Raw genomic sequence first — 19,443 nt, forward strand, 5'->3', positions numbered from 1 at the left:
GCGGACCCGGCGCCCTAGCCCGGTGCGACCAGGTCCTGACCACGCAGCCGCTGCGAGATGACGGTCGTGATCCCGTCGCCGCGCATGCTGACGCCGTACAGCGCGTCAGCGACCTCCATCGTGGGCTTCTGGTGGGTGATGACGATCAGCTGCGACTTCTCCCTCAGCTGTTCGAAAAGTCCGATAAGCCTACGCAGGTTGGTGTCGTCGAGCGCGGCCTCGACCTCGTCCATCACGTAGAACGGGGAAGGTCGCGCCCGGAAGATCGCCACCAGCATTGCGACGGCAGTCAGCGACTTCTCGCCGCCGGACAGCAGCGACAACCGCTTGACCTTCTTGCCCGGCGGGCGGGCCTCCACCTCGATGCCGGTAGTCAACATGTCCGACGGGTCGGTCAGCACCAGTCGGCCCTCGCCGCCGGGGAACAGCTTGGCGAACACCCCGACGAACTCGCGTTCGACATCGGCGTAGGCCTCTGCAAACATCTCGAGGATGCGGGCGTCGACATCGGCGACCACGCCGAGCAGATCCTTGCGGGCGCCCTTGACATCCTCGAGCTGCGTGGACAAGAAGTTGTACCGCTCCTCGAGCGCCGCAAACTCCTCGAGCGCCAGCGGGTTGACCTTCCCGAGTGTCGCGAGGTCCTTTTCGGCGCGCTTGGCGCGCCGCTCCTGCGTGGCACGGTCGTAGGGCTGCGGGGCGGGCGCCACCACCTGCTCGCCGCGGTCTCGGGCCTGCTCGTACTCCGCAAGTTCGAGGTCTGTCGGTGGCAGCGGGACGTCGGGACCGTACTCGGCGATGAGGTCACCGGGGGCGATCGAGTGCTGTTCGAGGATCGTCTGCTCGAGCTGTTCGATCCGAAGTGCAGCCTGCGCGCGAGCGACCTCGTCGCGATGGACGGCGTCCGTCAGAGCTGCCATCTGCGCGGTCAGCTGGCGAACCCGTTCGCGCACCGTCTCCACCTGCTCGGTGTGGGAGGCGCGCATCCGGTTCAGTTCGTCCCGGTGTGCCACCGCGGTCTCGACGACCCGCGCGAGGCGGCTCGCCACCCGCTGACCGGCCTCCGCGACCGCGACCGCCACCGCCGCGGCAGTCTGCCGTGCCCGCATCGCGCGTTCCGCCCGGGCCCGTGCGTCCCGCTCGGCCTGCGCAGCCCGCCTGAGTGAATCGGCTTTTCCGCGAATGGATTCGGCGCGTTCCTCCGCGGTTCGGACAGCCAGCCGCGCCTCCACCTCAACGGTCCGCACCTCCGCCAGAGCCGCAGCGGCCACCTCCCGTTCGTAGGTGGATCCGGGTGAATCCGATTCGACCGCATCCGAACCCGACTGTTCCTGCTCGGCCAGACGAAGTCTCTCCTCGAGTTCCGCGAGCGCAGCCAGGGTCTCCTCGCGCCCGGCCTCGGCCTTGGAGCGCTGCGCGGCCAGACGGTCTGATTCGGCGTGCGCGGCACGCACCACCTGTCCGAGCCGGCCCAGCTGTTCGTACACCGCGGACATCGCCGCATCGGATTCGTGCAGAGCGGCCAACGTCTGTTCGGCAACCTCGGCGCGGGCGGCCTGCTCCGCCAGCGCACCGGACAGCGCAGCAGTGAGCTCCTCGGCCCGGCGTTCGGCAGCCGCAAGACCCGCGACGGACGTGTCGATCGCCGCCTGCACCTCGAGTGTGCTGGGCTGGCGGTCCGAGCCACCGGTAATCCAACCGGCCCCTGCCAGGTCTCCGTCGCGCGTCACCGCGCGCAACTGCGGTGCGGCACCGACCAGATCGCCGGCGGCATCGAGCGTCTCGACTACGACGACACCGGCCAGCAGCGTCGCCACGCCGCCGCGGACGGCGTCCGGGCAATCGACGACGTCGACTGCCCACCGTGAGCCGGCGGGCAGCTCGGGCCGCTGCTCGGCGGGCCGCACGTCCGCGGCGAACAGCAGCGATGCCCGTCCCCCGTCGCTGGACCGCAACGCCCGAATCGCTTCGGCAGCGGCCGCGTGCGAGTCGGCGGCGATCGCGTCGGCGGCCGGTCCCATCGCAGCCGCAATGGCGTTCTCGAACCCGGGCTCGACCCGAATCAGCGCCGCCACCGAACCGGCGAGCCCATGCTCGCGGTGGTTCTCGAGTAGCCACGCGCCACCGTCGCGACGTTCGAGCCCCATCGACAATGCGTCGATGCGGGCGCGCAGCGACGCCACCTCCTGCCCGGCATCACGTTCGGCGCGTTGCAGTTCCGCGACCCGCGCCGAGATCAGGTTCAATGCCTCGACGGACCGCTCGTGGTGCGAGTCCAGGCCCACCTCACCGGCGTCGAGGTCGCCGACGGTCGCCTCCACGGTCTCGAACTCTGCCTGCGCCACCTCGCCCCGCTCCCGGGCCTCGTCGATGGCCACGGTCAGCCGGGCCACCTCCGCATCCATCGAATCCGCACGGGTCCGCAACGTGTCGACCTGCCCGGAGAGTCGGGCCAGGCCCTCCCGCCGATCCGCGACCGCGCGCACCGCGGCGAGGTGCGCCCGCTCGGCCTCCGCGGCTGCGTCCTCCCGTTCGGCGAGCTGCTCGCGGGCCACCTCGAGCGTGGCCCGCGCCATCTCGACGGCCGCGACCAGCTCGGCCTCCTCCTCCGCCACCCGCTCTGCGCGAGCCTCGAGCTCGTCGGGATCCGGGCCTCGCCCGCTGACAGGCTCCGAATCCAGATGGCGGGCCCGCTCCTGCGCGATCCGCACCGTCGCGTCCACCCGCTCGGCGAGCGCCGAGAGCCGGAACCACGTCTGGCCGGCCGCCTCAGCCTGCGGCGTCAACCGGGCCAGTGCGCGTTCATGCCCGTCGAGCTCAGCGGTGGCCTCGTCCAGCGCGGCCGCGACAGCGTCCTGCTGCTCGCGAGCGATCTTCTCGTCCTGTGTCTGGCCCGCAAGCTCCGCGCGGCGGGTGACCAAGTCATCGGCGGCCAGACGCAGCCGCGCGTCACGCAGATCCGCCTGGACCGTCTGCGCCCGGCGGGCCACCTCGGCCTGCCGCCCGAGTGGCTTGAGCTGGCGCCGCAGCTCCGCCGTGAGATCCGTCAGTCGCGCGAGATTGGCCTGCATCGCGTCCAGCTTGCGGACGGCCTTCTCCTTGCGCTTGCGATGTTTGAGGACCCCGGCCGCCTCCTCGATGAACGCACGCCGGTCCTCCGGACGGGACTCGAGGATCGCCGAGAGCCGTCCCTGACCGACGATGACGTGCATCTCCCGGCCGATACCGGAATCGCTCAGTAACTCCTGGACATCCATCAACCGGCAGGCACTGCCGTTGATTTCGTACTCGCCGGCCCCGTCGCGGAACATCCGCCGGGTGATCGACACTTCGGAATAGTCGATCGGGAGTGCGCCGTCCGAGTTGTCGATGGTCAACGTCACCTCCGCGCGGCCGAGCGGCGCGCGGCCAGCGGTACCGGCGAAGATGACGTCTTGCATCTTGCCGCCGCGCAACGCCTTGGCCCCCTGCTCACCCATCACCCACGTGAGCGCGTCGACGACGTTGGACTTTCCCGACCCGTTGGGACCGACGACGCAGGTGATGCCCGGCTCGAATCGCAGAGTCGTGGCAGACGCAAAGGATTTGAAGCCCTTCAGCGTCAGACTCTTCAGATGCATGAAGGTGGACTCTACCTGCGGATCAGCGCTCGACGAACCCGAAAAGCCCTCCGCGCGCCGCGTCGAAGTGCTCGACGACGAGGGTGACACTGCCCGGCGTCTGACCCGACCGCAACAGGGTGAGCAAACGCTCGAGCGGCTCGCGATCACCCTCGGCGATCACCAGCACCCGACCGTCGGCGTGATTCGTGGCATGTCCCACCAGACCCAGCTCGAGCGCCCGCGCGCGCGTCCACCACCGGAATCCGACGCCCTGGACGGATCCGTGCACCCAGGCGGTGAGTCTTTCGGTGGCGGGGGTCTGCATGGCTGCCATTATCGACCGGTCGGCGCCGGACTCATCCGCGACCCCAGCCCGACGATTCAGTCAGGCATCCCTGGTGATCTTCAGCGTTACGGTAGTGCCCGCCTTCAGCGTGCGGCCCACGGTGCAGACCTTGTCGACCGAGCGCTCGACGAGCGCGATCAACCGGTCCTGCGCCTCGCTGTCGAGCTCGCTGAGATCGAGTTCCAGGACCTCGTCGAGTTGCGGGTACACCTCGTTCTCGCGGTCCGCGGCACCTGAGACGCGGATGGTCGCGTCATAGTCGTCGCCCAGACGGCGGGCGAGCGGGAAGTCCGAGCTCATGCCCGAGCACGCGGCCAACGCGATCTTGAGCAGCTCACCCGGAGTGAAGACACCGTCCACCGATTCCGATCCGATGTGCACCTTGGCGCCACGTGAACTACGGCCCGTGTAGAGGCGAGTGCCGGTACGTTCGACCCACAGTTCGGTGGGCGCGGGAGCGGACGCAGGAATCAGTTGGGCCATGGATGAAGATCCTGCCATCCCCGCCCCCACGGAGCTGAAGCCTCCCATGTTCACCTGGTATCCGGCTGGCCGAACACGGGAGCGCTACACCTGGAACCGGTACCCCATCCCCGTCTCCGTGAGCAGGTGTTTCGGCTTCGACGGATCCGCCTCCAGCTTGCGGCGCAGTTGCGCAAGATACACCCGCAGATAGTGCGTCTCCGTGGCGTACGCAGGACCCCACACCTCACGCAGTAGTTCCTTCTGCCCCACAAGCTTGCCCTTGTTGCGGACGAGCATCTCGAGCATGCCCCACTCGGTCGGAGTCAGGTGCACCTCTGCACCATCGCGAGTGACCTTCTTGGCCGCGAGGTCCACGGTGAACGAGTCGGTGACCACCACAGGCTCACTGGTCTCCGCCGCCGCGGCACCGCGGCGCACAGCCGCGCGCAGCCGGGCCAGGAACTCGTCCATCCCGAACGGCTTCGTGACGTAGTCGTCCGCACCCGCGTCGAGCGCCTCCACCTTGTCGGCGGAGTCCGTGCGGGCCGACAGCACGATCACGGGCGCGGTGCACCAGCCCCGCAGGCCCGCGAGAACCTCTATCCCGTCCATGTCCGGCAGGCCCAGATCCAGCACCACCACCTCCGGGTGCCGTTCGGCCGCAGCCCGCAATGCCGCTGCCCCCGTCGACGCAGTCGTCACCTCGTAACCGCGCACACTCAGATTGATCCGCAGGGCTCGCAGGATCTGCGGCTCGTCGTCGACCACCAGTACCCGCGTCATCGAACTCTTCCCCCTTCACGAACAGAATCCGCGGCGAGCTCCACGACCATCGTCAGACCGCCGCCCGGCGTGTCCGTTGCGCTGACCGTGCCGCCCATCGCTTCCACAAATCCCCTGACCACCGACAAGCCGAGCCCCACTCCTATCGTATTGTCGCGATCCCCCAATCGCTGGAACGCATCGAAGACCTGATCCTGTGTGCCCCGTGCCAGACCTGGACCCGTATCGGCGACGGTGATCGTCATCCGATCCCCGACCCGCGCCGCACCGATTCTGACTGGCTCGTCAGGCGCGTAGCGCAGTGCATTGTCGACAAGATTGGCCAGCACCCGCTCGAGAAGGCCGGAGTCGGCCATCACCACGGCGTCGCCCACCTCCACCTTCACCTGGTCGCGCACACGCCGCGCCGAGCCGGGTCCGGCGAAGCCGGTTCCAACCAACGCACGATGCACCACTTCCTCGAGATACACCCGGCGCAGCGTCGGCTTGACGACGCCGGCCGCGAGCCGCGACGAGTCGAGCAGATTGCCGACCAGCGCCGTGAGCTGATCGGTGGATTCCTCGACCGTCGCAAGCAGTTCAGCGGTGTCCTCGGGAGAGAACTCGATGTCATCGCTACGCAGGCTCGACACCGCCGCCTTGACCGCCGCGAGCGGTGTCCGAAGGTCGTGACTGACCGCAGAAAGCAATGAGCGGCGTAGCCGGTCGGCCTCGGCGAGCGCATTCGCCCGGCTTGCCTCCTCCGCCAGCTGCCGCTGCCTGATCAGGCCGACCGCCTGATTGGCCACCGCATTGAGGACCTTGCGGTCCCGGGCACCGAGCTCACTTCCGGCAAGCAACAGCGTGTATTCGCCGTCTCCCACCTCACACGCGGTGTCCGCCTCCTCGACGGTCGACGGTGCCGCCGCGCCAGCCGCGCTCACCACGCCCTCACCGCGACTGATGACGCTCACCCCGGTCTGCGAGTACGTCTCACGGACCTTCTCGAGCAGCGCCGGGAGGTCCGCCCCGCGAAGCACCGACCCCGCGAACAGTGCCAGCAGTTCGGCCTCCTGCGATGCCCGCCGGGCCTCTCGCGCACGTTTCGCGGCGGAATCGACGAGGACGGCAACGGCCACCGCCACCACCAGCAGCACGATCGTCGTGATGAAGTTGTCGGGCTGTGCGATCGTGAGGCTGTAGAGCGGTGCCGTGAAGAAGAAGTTGAGTAGCAGACCCGAGACCAACGCGGAGAGTATCGCGGGGCCGACGCCCCCGAGCAGCGCCACGGACAGCACGACGACAAAGAACAAAGCGTTCTGCCCGCCGACACCCGCCACCCGATCGATCAGCACCATCAACGCCGTCGCGATCGACGGCACGACCAGCGCGGCAGCCCAGGACAGCAGTCTCCGCTCTCCCCGGCCCAGGATCGAGATGCGCTGTCGCGTGGCAGCTTCGTCGTGCGTGACCATGTGCACGTCGATCTTCCCGGACTGCTGGACGATTGCTGCGCCGATTCCCTCATCGAGGATGCGAGCCCACCGCGAACGCCGGGACGTGCCGATCACCAGCTGGGTCGCGTTGACCTCCCGCGCAAACTCGAGAAGTGTTGTCGGGACGTCGTCGCCGACCACACTGTGCAGGCTCGCACCGATGTTCGCCGCGAGCTTACGTACCCGGCCCATCTCGTCGGCGGACACGCCCGCGAGGCCGTCACCGCGGACAACATGCACAACCATGAGCTCGGCGCTCGCCTTGGTAGCGATCCGGCTCGCGCGGCGGACCAGGGTCTCCGACTCCGGCCCCCCGGTCACCGCGACCACGACCCGCTCCCGGGCCTCCCATGTATCGGTGATCTTGTTCTCGGCCCGGTACTTTGCGAGGGCGGCATCGACCTGATCAGCCACCCACAACAGAGCCAACTCGCGCAATGCGGTGAGATTCCCACGGCGGAAGTAGTTCCCCAGCGCCGCGTCCACCTTCTCTGCGGCGTACACGTTTCCGTGGGAGAGCCTGCGCCGCAGCGCTTCCGGCGTTATGTCCACGAGTTCGACCTGAGTAGCGGAGCGCACCACCTCGTCCGGCACCGTCTCCTGCTGAACCACCCCGGTGATCTGCTGGACCACATCGTTGAGGCTTTCGAGGTGCTGGACGTTGAGCGTGGACAGCACGTCGATGCCCGCGTCGAGCAGTTCGTACACGTCCTGCCAACGCTTTTCGTTCCTACTTCCGGGCGTATTGGTATGCGCGAGCTCGTCGACCAGCACGACGGCCGGTCGACGAGCCAGCACGGCGTCGATATCCAACTCAGGCTTCACCGTGCCGCGATACTCGATCAGCTTGGGCTCGATGAGCTCGAGCCCCGCCAGCTGTTCCGCGGTGCGGACGCGGCCGTGGGTTTCCACCACGGCCGCGACCACGTCACCGCCGCGTCCCCGGCGACGGTGCGCCTCCCCGAGCATCGCGTAGGTCTTGCCGACGCCCGGGGCGGCCCCGAGGTAGATCCGTAACTCCCCGCGGCGCCGATGTCGCGGCTCGCCACTCGGCTGATTTCGCGGCTCGCCGCGGCGCTGATCTCGCGGCTCGCCGCGGGGCTGATCTCGCGGCTCGCCGCGGGGCTGATCTCGCGGCTCGCCGCGGGGCCGATCTCGCGGCTCGCCGCGGGGCCGATCTCGCGGCTCGCCGCGGGGAGGTGTGCCGGTGTTCTCAGTACTGCTCACACCGCCATCATTCACCTGACGGAGCCGCTCCGCATCCAGGTGCCGTCAAACCCAGGGCCAGATTCAGCTCGAGCACGTTGACTCGCTCCGAGCCGAGGAATCCGAGCTGCCGGCCCTCAGTGTTCTCCGAGACGAGTTCCCGCACTCGCTCCTCGCTCAGGCCGTTGACCGCGGCAACCCGCGGAACCTGCAGAGCCGCATACTCGGGTGAGATGTGCGGGTCCACACCGGAACCGGAGCCCGTCAGCGCATCCACCGGGACAGCCTGGGGCGCAACGCCTTCGCGCTCGGCGATCGCGGCCCGACGCTGTTCGATGAATCCCGCCAGTGCCTCACTGCTCGGGCCCTGGTTGGTCGGCAGTGCCGCCGCCGGATCACCCGTGGCGAAGGCGTCGTCGTCAGCGACGGAGCCGACGACACGGTTGTGGAAGAACGGATCCGGCTGGTCGGCCTCCACCTGCGGATCGACTCCGATCCATCGGCTACCGACCACACAACCTGCCGCATCGGAGACCGGCGAGCCCTCAGCGGAGCCCGAACTGATCCGGCTGACGCCCCACACCGCGGCCGGGTAGAGCACACCGAGAATTGCGGTGAGCGCGAGGAGCACCAGCAGCCCGGCCCACACCTGCTTCAGAAATCCGATTGCGAATCTCATGGACAAATCACCCGATTCCAGGGATGAGGCGAACGACGAGGTCGATCAGCCAGATGCCGATGAACGGGGTGATCACACCGCCGACACCGTAGATCAACAAGTTTCGGCCGAGCAGCTTCGACGCCGCTGCGGGCCGGTAGCGAACTCCCCTGAGTGCCAGCGGGATCAGGCCCACGATGACGAGGGCGTTGAAGATCACGGCGGACAGGATCGCCGACTGCGGAGTCGCCAGACCCATGATGTTCAGCGCCGCGAGCTGCGGGTAGATGGCACTGAACAGCGCGGGCAGGATCGCGAAGTACTTCGCGAGGTCGTTCGCGAGCGAGAACGTGGTGAGGGCGCCGCGAGTGATCAGCAACTGCTTGCCGATCTCGACGACCTCGATCAACTTGGTGGGATCCGAGTCCAGATCCACCATGTTGCCGGCTTCCTTGGCAGCCGAGGTACCGGTGTTCATCGCCACGCCGACGTCGGCCTGCGCGAGCGCCGGGGCGTCGTTGGTGCCGTCACCGGTCATCGCGACCAGCCGACCGCCCTCTTGCTCGGCGCGGATCCGCGCCAGCTTGTCCTCCGGGGTGGCCTCGGCCATGAACTCGTCGACCCCGGCCTCAGCCGCGATCGCCCGGGCGGTCAGCGGGTTGTCACCAGTCACCATGACGGTGCGGATGCCCATCGCACGCAGCTCGGCGAACCGGTCTGCGATCCCGGGCTTCACGACGTCGGTGAGTGCAATCACACCGAGCACCGTCGCCGTGCCGTGTTCGGCGACCGCGACGACCAACGGCGTGCCACCCTGATTGGACACCTTCTCGACGGAAGCGATGACCTCGGGGTCGACGTTCGCGCCGAATCCCCGAACCCAGGCCATCACCGCGTCGCCCGCACCCTTGCGGATCTGCCGCGACCCGGCCTCGCTGACGAGGTCCAGTCCACTCATCCGCGTCTGTGCGGTGAACGGGACGAACTCGGCCGCACGTTCGTTCGCCGACGGCTCGGTGTCGAGTCCGAACTCCTCGGCACACAGCTCGACGATGCTGCGACCCTCGGGGGTTCCGTCGGCGAGGCTCGAAAGCCGGGCCGCCGCAGCAAGTTCGATCGACGTCCGTCCGGGCGCCGGGTACAGCGCCGTCGCGCGACGGTTGCCGAACGTGATGGTTCCGGTCTTGTCCATCAGCAGCGTATCGATGTCACCGGCCGCCTCGACCGCACGACCCGACATCGCCAGCACGTTGCGCTGTACCAGCCGGTCCATACCGGCGATACCGATCGCCGAGAGCAGAGCACCGATCGTGGTGGGGATGAGGCACACGAGCAGCGCGATCAGCTTGATCGGATCCTGCGCCTGGCCCGCGTACTGACCCATCGGCCCGATCGCGACAACCGCGAGCAGGAAGATGATCGTCAGCGACGCCAGCAGGATGTTCAGCGCGATCTCGTTGGGCGTCTTCTTACGCTCGGCACCCTCGACCAGTGCGATCATCCGGTCCACGAACGACTGTCCCGGAGCGCACGTGATCTGCACGATGATGCGATCCGAGAGCACGGTCGTGCCACCGGTCACCGCACACCGGTCACCGCCGGACTCGCGTACCACGGGAGCCGACTCACCGGTGATCGCGGATTCGTCGACAGTGGCGATGCCCTCGATGACGTCACCGTCACCCGGAATCACCTGACCGGCCTCCACCACCACGGTGTCGCCGACCACGAGCTGCGTCGCCGAGACCTCGTCGATGGCACCGGAGGCACTGAGCCGCCGGGCAATCGTGTCCTGCTTGACCTTTCGCAGGCTCGCGGCCTGCGCCTTGCCGCGCCCCTCGGCGACAGACTCGGCCAGGTTCGCGAACAGCACGGTGAACCACAGCCAGGCCGCGATCAGCCAGGAGAAGACCGACGGGTCCGCGAGCGCCATGATCGTGGTCACCACGGACCCGACCAGGACCACGAACATCACCGGGTTACGTGCCTGGTGACGCGGATCCAGCTTGCGTACCGCGGCGGGCAGCGACGTCACCAGCTGACGGGGACTGAAAAGTCCCGCCGCAACCGGTGAATGCCCGTGTCCGGGGTCACCATCGCCGGTGGGTACCGGCTCGGAGAGGTGATCCTTCGACTTCACAGTCATTTCAGTCCGCAGACTCATTGCAAGGCCTCCGAGATCGGCCCGAGTGCCAGGGCCGGGAAGAAGGTGAGGGCTGCGACCAGCACGATGGTGCCGGTGAGCAGGCCCACGAACATGGGACCGGTCGAGGGCAGCGTGCCCGCACCGGCGGGCGTCTTACGCTGCGCCGACAACGATCCGGCAAGCGCGAGCACGAACACGATCGGCAGGAAACGCCCGAGCAGCATGCACACGCCGAGCGACGATTGGAACCAGTCGCTGGTGACGGTGAGGCCACCGAAGGCACTGCCGTTGTTGTTCGACGCCGAGGTGAACGCGTACAGCACCTCGGTAAAGCCGTGGATCGATCCGGGGGTACCGGGATCGCCACTGTTGCCGAGGTATCCACCGGTCGACGAGAGAATCACCGTGATGCCGGTGCCGATCAGCACCAGCGACGGCATCACGAGCACGGACAGCGCTGCCAGCGTGATTTCCCGGCGACCGAGCTTCTTGCCCAGGTATTCCGGGGTGCGGCCGACGAGCAGGCCGCCGACGAACACCGCGATCAGCGCGAGCACGAGGATGCCGTACAAGCCGGTTCCGACGCCGCCGGGCGCGATCTCGCCGAGGAGCATGTTCAGCAGAACAGTGCCACCGCCGAGCGGCGACATGCTGTCATGCGCGGAGTTCACCGCACCGGTACTGGTTCCGGTGGTCGTCACTGCGAACAGCGCCGAGCCCGGGATCCCGAAGCGAACTTCCTTGCCCTCCATCATCGAACCGGCTGCGGTCGCGGCGACGCCGCGCGCCCCGGACTCGGCCGCCAGCGTCACGGCGAGCAGGCCGAAGTACAGCGTCGACATGACTGCCAGCAACGTCAGGCCCTGCCGGCGATCGCCGACCATGGTGCCGAAGGTACGGGTCAGAGAGACCGGGATGAGCAGGATCGCGAGGATCTCGACGATGTTGGTGATCGGGGTGGGGTTCTCGAACGGGTGCGCCGAGTTGGCGGCGAGAATGCCACCGCCGTTGGTGCCCAGCTCCTTGATCGCTTCCTGGGATGCGACCGGCGCGAGCGCATTGGTGACGCTGTTTCCGTCGAGCCCGGTCGATGCGAATCCGGTCTGGAAGGACTGGATCGTGCCCTGGCTCAGCAGGATCAGCGCAATCACGAACGCGAAAGGCAGCAGGATCCGCAGCGAGCCACGAGTGAGGTCCACCCAGAAGTTGCCGATCTCACCGCCACGCGAAACACGGACGAAGCCGCGGATCAGAGCGGCGGCCACGGACATGCCGACCGCGGCGGAGACGAAGTTCTGTACAGCCAGCCCAGCGGCCTGGGTTATATGGCCCATCGTCGTCTCGGGGACGTACGACTGCCAGTTGGTGTTGGCAACGAACGACGCCGCGGTGTTGAAGGCAACCGCGGGGCTGACGCCCTCCAACCCGTTGCTGAGCGGAAGGACGCCCTGGATTCGCTGCAGGAAGTAGAGGAAAACCATGCTGGCTGCCGAGAAACCGAGAAGGCTGCCTGCGTAGCCGTACCACGTCTGCTCGGTACGGGAGTTGATCCGGCACAGCCGGTACAGCAGAGATTCAATGCGCAGATCTCCAGATCGGAGATCTGTGTCGGTGGCGTAGACCTTGGCCATGTAGTCACCGACGGGGACATACAGAATCGCTAGCACGGCAACAACCAGTGCTATCTGTAGTCCCGCTGCGAGAGCGGGATTCATTTGGCTATGACCTCTCGAAGACTAGAACCGCTCGGGGTTCAGGAGCGCGATGAGCAGGTAGATCACAAGGGCAGCGGCGATCGCGACGACGGCGACGCTGACCGTCCCGGCAACGGTCATCGCGCACTCTTCGCTTGGAGACCGCGCAGGACGAGCGCGCAGGCGGTGAAGGTTCCGATGATCAACCCGACGTAGGCCATATCAGCCATGGCGTTCCTCTTCGACTTCCTCATGTTTCAAGGCGCCGCATCTCGACGCCCATCGAGGAGCGTGCACCCACTCTGAGGAGATGAGCCGGTCACTTACGCACTGCTGACACCCACATCCGAGCATGTTGACGTGATCTTTACGCGAGGGGTCGTCCGTGCGGCGAGCGCCTGCACCGAGGCGGGCACCGAGGCCTGATCGGAGACCCACGGAGCCCGCACCGGCGCGCCCGCGACGGTCCGCAGGGGAACAACTCCCGACCAGGTCTCCGAGTTCCCGTCGCCCTCGCTCGGTGGCGCGTCGCGGACCTTGACCGTCCACCCTCCGGGCTCGATCGGCAGTGCCACTGCGAGCGTCGCGGCGAGTTCCTTGCCGGTCGATGCCCGGACCTCGGTGCTGCGACCGGGAATCAGCGCGTCGGACAGTGCCACGAGCGCGGATTCCGACTCCGCAGCCCGCAACACGGTGAGGTTGCCGCGGACGACGGCGCTGCGGTAGTTGGCCGAGGAACTGAACAGGTTGTCCGCCACCACGATCGCATCCAGCAAGGTCACACTCAGAGCCACGGGTGACCCCGCCGCGACATGCCGCAGCGCACCGGCGCCGGTCGATCCGTGCAACAGGATCCGGTCGCCACACCGCGCGAACAGCATCGGCACCACCCACGGCAGGCCGTCGACGACGGTCGCAAGCGTGCCGACCGGCGTTGCGTCGAGAATGGCATCGAGTTCGGCGCGGTCGGTACGGCCCCGCTCGGTCAGGCGTCGGAGACGAGCGAGATCGGCGGCAGAGGTGACGTGGGTGGAAGGGGTCATGGTGCCAGGTTCACCCGATTCCGGCCATGATTCCAGGACCACAAACGCTGATACCTGGGGGCCAGTATGGTCGGCGGCGTGGCCCGGACCCCGCGTGAGACGCATCTGCACCTGGAACTCCCCGATACCGCCGCGCCGCTGCGCCACCGCGTCGCGTCCGCGATCGTGGCCGCCGTGCGCACCGGAACACTCGGACCGGGTGACCCACTGCCCGCGTCTCGCGCGCTGGCCCGGGACCTGGGAATTGCCCGGGCCGCAGTGGTGGACGCCTACGACGAACTGGCGGCTGCCGGATATGCGGTCGCACGTCCAGGGTCCGGTACCCGCGTCGCCGCCGGTGCCGATGCCGCAGCCAGGGCAGGCCTCAGCCCCCACGTCACAGCGGCTCACATCTCTGCCGCGCCGGCCTCTCCACCACACCACGATGGCGCCACCGACCTCTCCCCCGGCTATCCGGATACGGGACTGATCTCGGAGCGGGACTGGCGGCAGGCCTGGCGCACCGCGGCATCGCTGCCAATCCCCCATGTCTCCCCGGGTCCCGCCGGCCACCGGCAGCTGCGCGAGGCACTGAGCATTCACCTCCGCCGGACGCGTGGCATCGCCGCTGATCCAGACGAGATCGTGATCGTGCCGGGGGTGCCGTCCGCGCTGCGGGCGCTGGTCGCCGCCGCCGACCTGGCCGGCCGCGACGCCGCCTTCGAGGACCCCGGATATGGGAAGGCACGGCGGGCCCTCTCATCGGCCGGCATGCGGATCCGTCCGGTCGCCGTCGATCGCGACGGCCTGGACCCGGAACTGCTGCGCACGTCGGACTCGACCGTGTACTGCACTCCGGCCCATCAGTATCCGATGGGCGCACGAATGCCGGTGGCTCGCCGGGCGGCACTGGTATCCGCGTCTGTCGCCGCGGGCCGGCTGGTGATCGAGGACGACTATGACGGCGAGTTCCGGTACGGGGTGTCGACCCTGCCCGCCTTGCGCGCGATCGACCGTGGCCGCGAATGCGTCGCCTACGTCGGAACGGCGTCGAAGATCCTGTCGCCGGCGCTGCGGCTGGCCTGGCTCATCCCTCCCGTCGCGCTCCTGGAACCGGTGCGTCACGCTCTGGACTCGAGCGGGGAGTCGGTATGCGCAATCACCGCGTGCGCCCTTGCCGATTTCATCGAATCCGGTTCACTGACAAGACATTTGGCACGCGCCGCCCGCACCTACGCGGCTCGGCGCCATGCCTTCGTCGACGCATTGCGGCGGCACCTGCCGGACGTGGAACTGACCGGGGTGGATGCGGGACTGCACGTGGTAGTCCGCCTGCCCGATTTCCTCGACGATGCCGTCGTCGCGGCGGAACTGGGCCGACGCGGTGTGACGGTGCCCGGACTGAGCGGCTACCGCACCGCCGCTGCGGTTCCGTCGGGGCTGCTGTGCGGGTACGCCCGGCTGCCCGAGACGCACGCGGATGCGGCAGCGCAGACGATCGCCGATGTCATCCGCGAACGACGCGCGGCCGTGGCTGACAATTCGGGCAGCTGTACGACGACCGGTTCATGAACTTCTCGCGCTGGATCGGGGCACCGCACCGCGGGCACGGCATGTTCTCCTGCCCGTACGCGGCGAGAGAGCGGTCGAAGTAGCCCGATTGCCCGTTGACGTTGACGTAGAGCGCATCGAAGGAGGTTCCGCCCTGTGCGAGCGCCTCGGTCATCACGGATTCGACGGACTCGAGGAGGCACCGAAGCCGCGGCCCGGTGAGGCGGTCGGTGGGCCGGTTGCCGTGAATCTCGGCCCGCCACAGGGCCTCGTCGGCGTAGATGTTGCCCACACCCGACACCACAGTCTGGTCCAGCAGGGCGCGCTTGATCTCGGTCTTCTTGCTGCGCAAGACCTTCACGACGGCGTCGGGGTCGAAGCGCGCGTCGAGGGGGTCGCGAGCGATGTGCGCGACCGAATCGGGCAGCACGGTGCCGTCCACCGTCACAAGCTCGGCGAGTGCCCAGCCGCCGAAGGTACGCTGGTCGACGAACCGCAGGTCCATGCCGGAGTCGAGCCGTGCCCGGATCCGCAGGTGCTTCTCGGATTCGGCGGATGGTGGTTGCACGAGCATCTGACCGCTCATCCCGAGGTGCACGACGAGAGCGACGTCGCTCGGTTCGAGCACGAGCCACAGGTACTTTCCGCGACGCTCCGCGGACGCGATGGTCTGGCCCTCGAGCCGGCGGGCCAGGTCGATCGCCCCGGGCAGGTGACGGCGCACCGCACGGGGGTGGAATACGTCCACCGTTTCGATTACCCGGCCCACGACATGCGCGTCGAGGCCGCGTCGGACCACTTCTACCTCGGGAAGCTCGGGCACCGCGTCGCTCGTACCTACCGGTGGTCTACTCGGAGACCGAGTCGCCGGACTCGGACAGCGCGCTCCAAGCAGTGCTGGCAGCCTTCTGCTCGGCTTCCTTCTTGGATCGGCCTACGCCCACGCCCAGAGCACCACCAGCGACCACGACGGTCGCGGTGAACTCTTTGTCGTGATCGGGGCCGGTTGCGGTGATCTCGTAGATCGGTACACCGACACCGCGCTCGGCGGTGAGCTCCTGCAGACTCGTCTTCCAGTCCAAGCCTGCACCCAGCTTGGGAGCGCGCGAGAGCAGGTCGGAGAACAAGTCCATCACTGCTTTCCGTGCAGTTTCGATGCCGTGCTCGAGATAGATCGCACCGAGGAGCGACTCCATCCCATCCGCGAGGATGCTGGGCTTGTCGCGACCACCGGTCATCTCCTCGCCCTTGCCGAGGAGCAGGTGCGCGCCGAGCCCGCCGGGGCCGAGACCGCGTGCGACCTCCGCCAGCGCATGCATGTTCACGATGCTGGCTCTGATCTTCGCGAGTTCACCCTCGGACTTCTCCGGGTGCTCGCGGTACAGCCTCTCGGTGACAGTCAGTCCGAGGACCGAGTCACCGAGAAACTCGAGCCGCTCGTTAGTCGGCAGACCACCATTCTCGTATGCATACGAACGATGGGTCAGCGCCAACATGAGGAGCGACTCTTCCAGAGGAACGCCGAGAGCGGCGAGGAGTGATGCGTGATCCTCCTCGCCGCCGACGAGAGCTGTATTGCTTTTCTTACTGGTCACAACGCCACTGAGCAGACTAGACAGCCGCGGCGGTAACCTGGCGGCCCTTGTAGGTGCCGCAAGACGGGCACGCGACGTGGGGCAGCGTCTTCTCGCCACACCCACGGTTCGGGCAGGTGACGAGGGTGGGCGCAGTGGTCTTCCACTGGCTCCGTCGCGACCTCGTGTTGGACCGCGACATTCTGCGCTTGGGAACAGCCACGTCTACTTCTCCTCGTTGTTCTTGCTGGCTTCAGCGTTTACGTTGCTGGCTTCGGATCCTGCACCGAATTTGGCTGCGAGCCCAGCCCAGCGAGGATCCATTGTCTCATGACTGTGCCCGGATTCCGCAATCGCCAGGCGAATGCCACATTCGGGGCACAATCCCTCACAATCGTCACTGCACAGCGGCTGGAGCGGAAGCTCCAGGCCAACGGCATCGACGATCACCGGTTCGAGGTCGATCTCGTCGTCGACGACCCGGTAGAGCTCATCTTCGTCGGTGGTCTCCTCAGTTGCACTGTCCGGGTACGCGAACAGCTCCGTGAGGTACAGATTCACCGAGTCCGTATACGGCTCCAGACACCGCGAGCACTCCCCCACCGTGTCCGCAGTAACGGTTCCGGTGACGAGCACCCCCTCGGATACCGACTCGAGCCGCAGATCGAGTTCCACGTCCGTGCCCTTCTCGATCCCGACAAGGTCGAGACCGATCCGGGAAGGAGCCGGGACAACCCGCGACACCGTTCGCATCGAGCCGGGACGACGGCCCAGCGAGAGCGTGTCCAGCACGAATCCCGCGTCCCGAGTGGGGCGCGAGGGGCGGCGATGATGGGATGACACCGATGTTCTCTTTCACGAAAGACATGGAACGGGCAACCACTCCACGGTACGCGATAGGACACCGGGAGAGGAAATTGAAAGTGACCGAGCGCCGCTATCTCCGGCGCTCGCCGTAGCCGGCGTCGTAGTCCGGGACGCCGGTACCCGTCCGGAGCTGCTGTCGACCGCGACCGACGGACCGGATGGTTCCGTTCAGGAAGTCCTCGAACTCGGCAAGCTTGGTGTCGACGTACAGGTCGCATTCCGAACGCAGACGGTCGGATTCGGCATGCGCAGCGTCGATCACCCGAGCCGACTCGGTGTTGGCCGCCCGCACGACCTCGGCCTCCGAGACCAGCCGCTCCTGCTCGGCGATGCCGTCCGCGACCGAACGATCGTATGAGACCTTGCCGGACTCGATCATCCGTTCGGACTCGGCCCTCGCCCGACCGGTCAGCGAGTCGTACTCACGCTGCCCCTCGGCGACGGTGGTGTCGGCTTCCTCGCGTGCATCGAGGACGAGCTGCTCTGCGTGCGACCGCGCCTCGGCAACCATCCGGTCGGCCTGCGCCTTGGCATCGGCCAGGATGCGGTCGGCGTTCTCCCGCGCATCGGCGATAGTTTCGGTGGCTTGCGCGTTGGCGCTCGACACCGTCTGCTCGGCGTTCTGGCGCGCGTCACCGACAAGCTTGTCCCGATGGTCCAGGACGTCCTGCGCATCGTCCAGTTCGCCCGGGATTGCATCCCGGACATCGTCCAGGAGCTCGAGCACGTCGCCACGCGGAACGACGCACCCCGCGGTCATCGGAACTCCACGCGCCTCTTCGACGATCGCGACAAGCTCGTCGAGTGCCTCGAATACCCGGTACACGCACAACCCCAATCGTCAGATGCCTCGCTGCTGCTCGAAACCAGTCTGCCCCAGTTGCCGCGGCGGAGCCGGTGGCGTGGCCGGTGTGTCGGCGGCCGGTTCGACGAGCGCGCGGATCACGATGTCCGGAACGGACCCGCTCAGGAACCCCGCTCAGGAACCCTCTGCCGCCCGCTCGGCGATCCGAGCCGTCAGCCGAGCGTGCACCTTCTCCGGCACCATGTCCGCCACGTCACCCCCGAAGGTCGCCACTTCCTTGACCAGCGAGCTGGACAGGAAGCTGTAGGTCGGATTGGTCGGTATGAACAGGGTGTCGACACCCGAGAGCTTCTGGTTCATCTGCGCCATCTGCAGCTCGTAGTCGAAGTCGTTGGCGCCGCGCAGGCCCTTGACGATCGCCGTGATCCCTTGGGTCTTCGCGTAATCGACCAGCAGCCCATGCCACGACGCCACACGGACATTCGGCAGGTGGCCGGTGGCGTCCTCGAGCATCTCGATGCGCTCCTCGACGGTGAAGAGGCCACGCTTGTTCTTGTTGATCATCACGGTCACCACGACCTCGTCGAAGAGCGCGGCGGCCCGTCCGATGACGTCCAGGTGACCGTTGGTCACGGGGTCGAAGGATCCGGGGCAGACGGCGCCAGTCATGGCTCCAGACCGTAGCAGGTGGCGAGCTCGATTCTGGTCTCGCCATAGCGCTTGACCCGCTCGGCTCGCAGTCCGTCCGGCCACTGCGTCTCCGGTGAGCGAGAAGAACGTTCGGCCACGACGATCGACCCTTCCCCGATCCAGCCGTTGGCCAGCAGGGCATCGAGGACCGCGGTCATGTCCTCGTCGGCAACCGCGTACGGCGGGTCCGCCAGCACGATGTCGTACTCGCGGTCGGCGGCGGCGCCGACAACGGCCGCCACGGGCGCGATCCGCACTACCGCGCCGGCGAGGCCGACCGCCGTCACGTTCTCTTTGACGACGGCGGCCGCCTTCGCATCCGACTCGACGAGCAACACGTGCCCGGCACCCCTCGAGAGCGCCTCGAGCCCGAGGGCGCCGGAACCTGCGTACAGGTCCAGCACGGCGGCGCCCTCGAGGTCCATGCGGCTGTCGAGCGAACTGAACAGGGCCTCACGGACTCGCTCCGACGTCGGACGGGTACCACTTGCGGGCACCTTCAAACGCCTGCCTCCGGCTCGTCCGGCGACGATTCTTGTCACGCTGCAGTCCTGTTCAC

The 19,443-nt window shown here is 67.6% G+C and carries 18 protein-coding genes; 1 reads left to right on the forward strand and 17 read right to left on the reverse strand.

What is annotated here, in order from left to right; translation table 11 throughout:
- Positions 1-14: 14 nt before the first annotated feature.
- The 10 genes from smc to ERC79_RS03510 form a co-directional block, all read right to left on the reverse strand.
- On the reverse strand, positions 15-3,620 hold the full coding sequence (smc, locus tag ERC79_RS03465; RefSeq protein ID WP_131575752.1) for a chromosome segregation protein SMC: 3,606 nt from the start codon (positions 3,618-3,620) through the stop codon (positions 15-17).
- Between the two features lie 22 nt (positions 3,621-3,642).
- The gene (locus ERC79_RS03470) at positions 3,643-3,927 is read right to left on the reverse strand and encodes an acylphosphatase (protein WP_131575754.1); all 285 of its coding nucleotides are present in this window, start codon (positions 3,925-3,927) and stop codon (positions 3,643-3,645) included.
- Between the two features lie 60 nt (positions 3,928-3,987).
- On the reverse strand, positions 3,988-4,431 hold the full coding sequence (locus tag ERC79_RS03475; RefSeq protein WP_131575756.1) for an OsmC family protein: 444 nt from the start codon (positions 4,429-4,431) through the stop codon (positions 3,988-3,990).
- An 84-nt stretch (positions 4,432-4,515) separates the two neighbouring features.
- Positions 4,516-5,196 (reverse strand): response regulator, encoded by a 681-nt coding sequence (locus ERC79_RS03480; protein ID WP_131575758.1) that lies wholly within the window; start codon positions 5,194-5,196, stop codon positions 4,516-4,518.
- Positions 5,193-7,682, reverse strand: coding sequence for a sensor histidine kinase KdpD (locus tag ERC79_RS03485; RefSeq protein ID WP_131580691.1), 2,490 nt, complete (start codon positions 7,680-7,682; stop codon positions 5,193-5,195). Before ERC79_RS03485 ends, ERC79_RS03480 begins: the two co-directional genes overlap by 4 nt.
- 223 nt (positions 7,683-7,905) lie before the next feature.
- Positions 7,906-8,556, reverse strand: a complete 651-nt coding sequence (locus ERC79_RS03490; protein WP_131575760.1) for a potassium-transporting ATPase subunit C — start codon at positions 8,554-8,556, stop codon at positions 7,906-7,908.
- Positions 8,557-8,563: 7 nt separating this feature from the next.
- Positions 8,564-10,699, reverse strand: a complete 2,136-nt coding sequence (kdpB, locus tag ERC79_RS03495) for a potassium-transporting ATPase subunit KdpB (RefSeq protein ID WP_242676736.1) — start codon at positions 10,697-10,699, stop codon at positions 8,564-8,566.
- The gene (gene kdpA / locus ERC79_RS03500; RefSeq protein WP_131575762.1) at positions 10,696-12,396 is read right to left on the reverse strand and encodes a potassium-transporting ATPase subunit KdpA; all 1,701 of its coding nucleotides are present in this window, start codon (positions 12,394-12,396) and stop codon (positions 10,696-10,698) included. The genes kdpB and kdpA overlap by 4 nt, the downstream gene beginning before the upstream one ends.
- A 21-nt stretch (positions 12,397-12,417) precedes the next feature.
- Positions 12,418-12,516, reverse strand: coding sequence for a K(+)-transporting ATPase subunit F (gene kdpF, locus ERC79_RS03505; protein ID WP_131575764.1), 99 nt, complete (start codon positions 12,514-12,516; stop codon positions 12,418-12,420).
- Between the two features lie 182 nt (positions 12,517-12,698).
- Positions 12,699-13,418, reverse strand: a complete 720-nt coding sequence (locus ERC79_RS03510; RefSeq protein WP_131575765.1) for a pyridoxamine 5'-phosphate oxidase family protein — start codon at positions 13,416-13,418, stop codon at positions 12,699-12,701.
- Positions 13,419-13,484: 66 nt separating this feature from the next.
- On the opposite strand from ERC79_RS03510, the gene ERC79_RS03515 reads away from it, so the two are divergent.
- A complete protein-coding gene (locus ERC79_RS03515) occupies positions 13,485-14,969 on the forward strand; it encodes a PLP-dependent aminotransferase family protein (protein ID WP_207390420.1) in 1,485 nt (494 codons plus the stop codon).
- Here ERC79_RS03515 and mutM read toward each other — a convergent pair.
- The 7 genes from mutM to rsmD all read right to left on the reverse strand — a co-directional run bounded on the left by mutM (position 14,905) and on the right by rsmD (position 19,426).
- Complete coding sequence (gene mutM / locus ERC79_RS03520; RefSeq protein WP_131575769.1) at positions 14,905-15,771, reverse strand: bifunctional DNA-formamidopyrimidine glycosylase/DNA-(apurinic or apyrimidinic site) lyase; 867 nt, start codon at positions 15,769-15,771, stop codon at positions 14,905-14,907. The genes ERC79_RS03515 and mutM overlap by 65 nt on opposite strands.
- A gap of 25 nt (positions 15,772-15,796) precedes the next feature.
- Positions 15,797-16,543 (reverse strand): ribonuclease III, encoded by a 747-nt coding sequence (gene rnc / locus ERC79_RS03525; protein ID WP_131575770.1) that lies wholly within the window; start codon positions 16,541-16,543, stop codon positions 15,797-15,799.
- 16 nt (positions 16,544-16,559) lie between these two features.
- Positions 16,560-16,745 (reverse strand): 50S ribosomal protein L32, encoded by a 186-nt coding sequence (rpmF, locus tag ERC79_RS03530; RefSeq protein ID WP_131575771.1) that lies wholly within the window; start codon positions 16,743-16,745, stop codon positions 16,560-16,562.
- A gap of 2 nt (positions 16,746-16,747) precedes the next feature.
- Positions 16,748-17,314 carry a DUF177 domain-containing protein gene (locus ERC79_RS03535; RefSeq protein WP_131580695.1) on the reverse strand — a complete coding sequence of 189 codons (567 nt, stop codon included), beginning with the start codon at positions 17,312-17,314 and terminating at the stop codon, positions 16,748-16,750.
- Positions 17,315-17,459: 145 nt separating this feature from the next.
- Entirely contained in the window at positions 17,460-18,215 is a 756-nt protein-coding gene (locus ERC79_RS03540; RefSeq protein WP_131575773.1) for a DivIVA domain-containing protein, read from the reverse strand.
- Between the two features lie 153 nt (positions 18,216-18,368).
- Positions 18,369-18,863, reverse strand: a complete 495-nt coding sequence (gene coaD / locus ERC79_RS03545) for a pantetheine-phosphate adenylyltransferase (protein ID WP_131575777.1) — start codon at positions 18,861-18,863, stop codon at positions 18,369-18,371.
- The gene (rsmD, locus tag ERC79_RS03550; RefSeq protein WP_131575779.1) at positions 18,860-19,426 is read right to left on the reverse strand and encodes a 16S rRNA (guanine(966)-N(2))-methyltransferase RsmD; all 567 of its coding nucleotides are present in this window, start codon (positions 19,424-19,426) and stop codon (positions 18,860-18,862) included. The genes coaD and rsmD overlap by 4 nt, the downstream gene beginning before the upstream one ends.
- Positions 19,427-19,443: the final 17 nt, after the last annotated feature.

The sequence above is a fragment of the Rhodococcus sp. ABRD24 genome, assembly GCF_004328705.1.
In the GTDB taxonomy this organism is placed as follows: Bacteria; Actinomycetota; Actinomycetes; order Mycobacteriales; family Mycobacteriaceae; genus Prescottella.